This is a genomic window from Escherichia sp. MOD1-EC6819 (assembly GCF_002965765.1).
Classification (GTDB): domain Bacteria; phylum Pseudomonadota; class Gammaproteobacteria; order Enterobacterales; family Enterobacteriaceae; genus Escherichia; species Escherichia ruysiae.
In genome coordinates this window covers 1-5,622 of the sequence record NZ_PTRG01000024.1, presented here as the reverse complement: position 1 = coordinate 5,622, position 5,622 = coordinate 1, and the positions used below count along the sequence as shown (strand labels likewise).

2 protein-coding genes and 1 pseudogene are annotated in these 5,622 nt (G+C 31.6%); all 3 read right to left on the bottom strand.

The genetic code is table 11. The annotated features are described in order from the left end of the window. A pseudogene (locus tag A7Z06_RS21300) lies at window positions 1-640 on the bottom strand (hypothetical protein); the annotation flags it as partial. A gap of 16 nt (window positions 641-656) precedes the next feature. Continuing rightward, window positions 657-2,030, bottom strand: coding sequence for a D-ribitol-5-phosphate cytidylyltransferase (locus A7Z06_RS21295; protein ID WP_024165234.1), 1,374 nt, complete (start codon window positions 2,028-2,030; stop codon window positions 657-659). A 100-nt stretch (window positions 2,031-2,130) separates the two neighbouring features. Further along, window positions 2,131-5,454: a CDP-glycerol glycerophosphotransferase family protein gene (locus tag A7Z06_RS21290; protein WP_105279578.1), complete on the bottom strand. Its 3,324-nt coding sequence runs from the start codon at window positions 5,452-5,454 to the stop codon at window positions 2,131-2,133. Window positions 5,455-5,622 lie beyond the last annotated feature (168 nt).

The window sequence follows — 5,622 nt, the reverse complement described above, 5'->3', positions numbered from 1 at the left end:
CTTGTATATAAAGAATATTTATTTTTTTGATTTTACAAAATTTTATTATCTTATGTGTGGTTTCATTATTTATCGAACTATAATTTTCTTCTGGGATTCCCCCCTCCCATGTTGGAGCATATACAGCAGAACGAGAATTTACATCAAACTGAAAATAATTATGCCCAATGAAAGTATTTCCTAGTTTAATTACTTTCCCATTTCTGATATCGAATGGTGTAAAAATTCCGGACTTAAGATATCTATCAATACCTACATCTCCAGAAGTAACTACGTAATCATAAATTCTTATAATCGGTTTTACAGAAGCAAGTTTATGGCTTTCACCATGTGTAACAAAAACGTGAATCAGGTTTCTATTTGCCACAATACGACAATTTGATTGAGCGTTGAATAAATAGAAAACAATTTTACCATTATTAAAAACCAAGTCTGAATTTTTCTTAATAAATTTAAATGATATATTATGTTTATTAAACTTCTCAGTGAATTTTTTTTCTATTTCTTTATAGTACTTACAATACACACTTATGCAATCTTCCACATTGAATACTTGTGCCTGAAAATAACGAATTAACTGTTCCAAAGCTCCTTCAATTTTTGTATCAATATATAAGTAGTATAGGTTATTAACAGACACAATATATACCTTTTATTTATCGCCCATCTTTTCTAACATCTATAATAAGACCTGTGCTATCAGCTCCTAATACTTTGAGGCTTGTCAGGGCAACATCTCTAGGATCTAATAATAACTCTGCAGGTTCAATGCCAAAGTTGATGGTACGCATTGGAGTTGCAGTTCGTTCAGGGTTAATACAGTTTACTTTAATATTTTCAGATGACCATTCCTCAGCTATTGCTTGTGTAAAGTTGACAATAGCAGCTTTTGATGAGGAATAAAGAGCATAATATGAACGGCCACGAGTGTATGAACTTGAAGTAAAATTAAGTAGCATCCCTGAAGATTTCTTCAAATATTGCTTGGATGCCATCGCTATATTTACAGCCCCAATAAAATTTATATTTATTAGAGTATGAACTTCTTCATTTGTTAACATATCAATAGGTTTTTTTATCAAAACTCCAGCAGTATTAATGATATAATCGATGCAACCTAATTTTTTCTCCATTTGAGAAAGATAGTTTTTTACACACTCAATATCAACAATATCAACATTATTGAAGCTACGGCTAGCAATTTCAACATTCGCGCCTAATAAAATAGCTGCTTTCTTTATCTCAAGACCAATCCCGCTGTTTCCACCAAATATAATTATATTTTTATCTTTGATATAATCGAGATTATCACCAGTGTTAAATGAAATTTTATTTGCTTCCTGAAGAAGCTTCTCAGCAATAAAAAGATCAATTGGGTGTGTAACTTTCATGTTTGATTCAGCACCAACCACAGTTGCTACACGTACACCAGGTACCATTGAGCGTACAACACCACAATCACAAGTAAAACTAAATCGCTGAGCATTGATGGCACGTTGATAGGCCTGTTTCAGCGTCCCTAATTTAAATGCCTGAGGGGTCTGACCCCGGCGCATTATAGCCCTGTTTGGAATATTAGAAATACATCCATCGTCATACACTTCGACGAGCGTATCAGCGGATGGAATTACAACATCTACAGCCTCAAAATTTCTTAAAGCATCAATGCAATTATTAATAATTGATTCATTAATTAATGGTCTTACTGCATCATGAAGTAGAATATTGGAATTGTTATCTTCTCCCTCAAGACCTTGTAATGCTGAATAGGTTGAATCAAATCGCTCTTTCCCACCATTAAAAACTTTTGTAACTTTTTTCCATTGATTTTTTTTTACAAATTTCCAAATTAGGTCCACATAACTTGGGTGAGATACGATAATAATTTCATCAATATTCAATGATTTTTCAAAAGCTTCTACAGTGTACTCAATTACAGCCTTACCTGCTAATTTTGTAAATTGTTTCGGAAGTGTACCGCCAAATCTTGACCCCATACCACCAGATAGAATAACAGCAATATTTTTCATTTTTCCACCATATGATTTTATAAATGCAATAAATATAAGAATCATTAAATATGACACAACATGGTATTTAAAATGTTGTGTCATACACAAACAAATAAAATTAATGAATAATCTTCTTAGATAGCTTAATTATTATATTGCCCAGCACTGGCTTTAATATTGGGTTAAATGCCGTTTTGCCAGCAAGTCTAACAATTTTTTTATTTGAATCAGAGAAGAACATTTCAGGATTTCGTTCAAGCTTATTGAGAAGTCTTATCTTTCTGCTGTCAGAACTTTGTGCTGCTAAATGTTGATTAATTTTAGCCGGTTCTTTTATTTTTACTTTTGAAGTATTAGTTGGTAGTACTTTTTGCTTGGCGTTACTAGGTTTAGCAGATAAGGCTTTAGGGTTTTTAAGATATTCTTGATATTCTTTTTTTATCGAAGGTGTTGATCTTGCTAAACTCATTTTAATAGACCTTGTAAAAGCACCAACTGGTTTTCCTTGTTTTAATAAGGCTAAAGATTCTGAAGTGATTGCCGGTGCAAATTCCCTTAATGCTCCCAGAGATGCTTCAGAGTATAACAAATGAGCCATTGAGTTTACTAATACCGGATCATCTTGATGATCTCTATACCATTCAAAAGCAAAGCTTGAGAAGTGACGCTCAATTGTACTTACATCAGATGTGAAGGGTAAGCTATAAAATTCGTTCACGAATTTTTTCAAGTAATTACCTAGAGACCAATAGAGTTCAGCGTCAAACCTAGCTCGAGCAATAACAGGTACAATTTTCTTTAATTCTCGCTTATAGCCCGTAACAGTACCATGTGGACAATTAGCAAATATAGCCTCGACAGGAATGAGTGATATATTATTAGTACTATAATTTATTCTAATATCATTATCAATGGATGGGAGAATACTTCGATAATAATAGAATACGCATTCGGAAGGCTTATCAAAAGCATTATCTATAAGTTTTCTTAAACATGTCTGTGTATACCCTCTGGCCCAATATTCTACGAATGCATATTTTTCATCGGGGTTGATTTCTTGTTTGATATAATCAATAACGATCTTTCTCTCTTCTTTAGCCCTCTCAATCAAATAATTATGATACTTTGTGGATTTGCTAAAAAACTCTCTGAGTGCAACAAGTTCTGCAGGGCTAATTTTAGAGGATTTATTGAGTCCAGTTTCGGGAAAAAGCTTTTGAAATAAATTATGACTAATACTTAATGAAGAAATTAACTTATCATAATTATCAACACCAACCAAATTACCAAAATTAGTGAAAAACTCATCATCAATACTTTCAATCATTGCAGGAACACGCCATGCTCGACGAGAACCATAAAAATATTTCGTTTTTATATTCAGTTTTTTTAAACTAATATAGGTGTCAGCAATTTCTTTAAGAAAATATCCATCTCGCGACACAAAATATAATGTTTCAACCCCTCTATCAATGGCATTTCTAATACACCAAGCAACATATGGAACCATATAACCTGAGACATGCGCGTAACAGAAATAATCTTTTTCATTAATACTATTAAAGCGCATTCGAGATAACAGATTGGTCAGAAGATAAGAATCGTAATTTCGTATTTTATTAATCAAAGCAGTTTCATAAGCATTAATTTTCGGTATTTTATGTATTTGAGGTTTTATTCCTAACTCCTTAGCTTTTGTTCCATCTGATGTAGCATTATCACCATAATGAATCCATTCTTTAAAGCGCCAAGGAGAATAGTCTTTATAAACCCTAAGATATAACTGCTGGCTTGCTTTTTGCACACCATACTCAGAGGATAGATATAACGGCAACTTATTTAATAAAGGACTTACGTGAGCCAGCATATTCGAAATAACTTCTTTAGGTAGATACATGTCCGATATTAATACAACCGTTTCGTTCTCTTTAACCAGTTGCTCGACTTTTTTCACCATCTCATCTATGGGAATTACATTTTCATATTCAGTCTGTACTTCCCAATCCATTAGCTTAGTAATTTGACTGTCATTTAGATTATATACTGATTGTATTCTTGAGAATATGTCTCGATAGCTAATTTCATGATGCCCAATGGTCTTGATCAATAACTCTCGGCAATTTGCTTCTGCTTGCATCCTGATATTAACATAATCAGTATGGAAGATTTCAGGGAACCCTTCATCAGAAGCTTTTATTAATTCCATAACCTTATAGAAAATACCTTTTGGAATTAAACACTTACGTCCAATAAGCGTATCAAAAACATCAAAACTATAAAACGTTGGCAAAACCCCTTTATTACCAATTTTAAATTGATTCGTTTGATTAATTATATTTTCAAATGTATTTTCATCATCATACGCCCAAAATAACTCTTTTATTTTTTCAAGGTTATTATCAGAATAAGTTTGATATTCATCAATAGCATCAATTAACTCACCAAAACTTTGACACACTTTTCCTGATGTGTGCGATTGATAATCATAAAGCATGATGTGTTTTTCATCGTCAAAATCAAAAATATATCTAATGAAATTTTTAACACCTGCAGATACCAAATCATAATAAATTGAAGAATAATCTATTATTGCTAGGTCAATTTTATTAAAAATTTCATATATATCATTCTTATTATCCCAAAAAATAATATTCCTATATTGCCCCACCTGTTTTTGAAGTGTTTTAAAATAAAAATCATTAGATATTTCAGGGTGCAATTTAATAATGAGGCATAAATTATTTTTCTCTAGTGTTTTAGATAAAATATTTATGTCCTTAATCGCCAAATAAAGAAAATTCTTAGGATTTTTCTCTCTAAATGTCGGCGCGTACAATGCCAGCTTCGTATCTTTAGGCAACCCAGCCTGAGAAATAATATCATGATTATAAGTAACTACAGGCTCGTATAATGATTGATAAATGCAACGCGGGTAACCACCCCTTATAATTTGGTCATCACTTAAATCCAGCTGTTCTTTAAAATGTTTCTCCATAAATGGAGACGTTACCAAAAAACACATATTATTGCTGAATTGCTCGTTATATGTTATATGCTTTTTGGCGATTCTTTGATATAAATATTCTCTATCAGCCTTCTTCTCTATTTGCTTTAATCCAACACCATGATACAAATTTAATATTTTAGTATTTAATAACTCTTTTGGGTATATTTCCTTACAATGCTCATTTACATAAACACCAGCAGCATTTAATAATTGAACACCTTCTTTTGATTTAAAATGACATGCATTAAACCCTAACGATTTAATATGGTCGACATTTTTCTGATCACCACTGATATAACAAGCAAAAATATCAGGTCGATAGTTTGAAATATATATAAACAAATATTTCACATTCCCTGTAAATAGACCAGCACTATTAAACAACCAGATGTTATCTTTAGTATAGTTATTAATTACATAGTTAATATCTTGCATTTATAAAACGCTCTCTGAAATTTTTCGCTTATGATAAACACCACATAATTGTGGTAATGTTATATTTAACTAAAAGTGTGAATATTTATATTGGAGTTTATAATTCAAATCATGATTTATAGCCCATTATCTTATTTATTTAAATCTGAGTCATGTACGCATATAAAA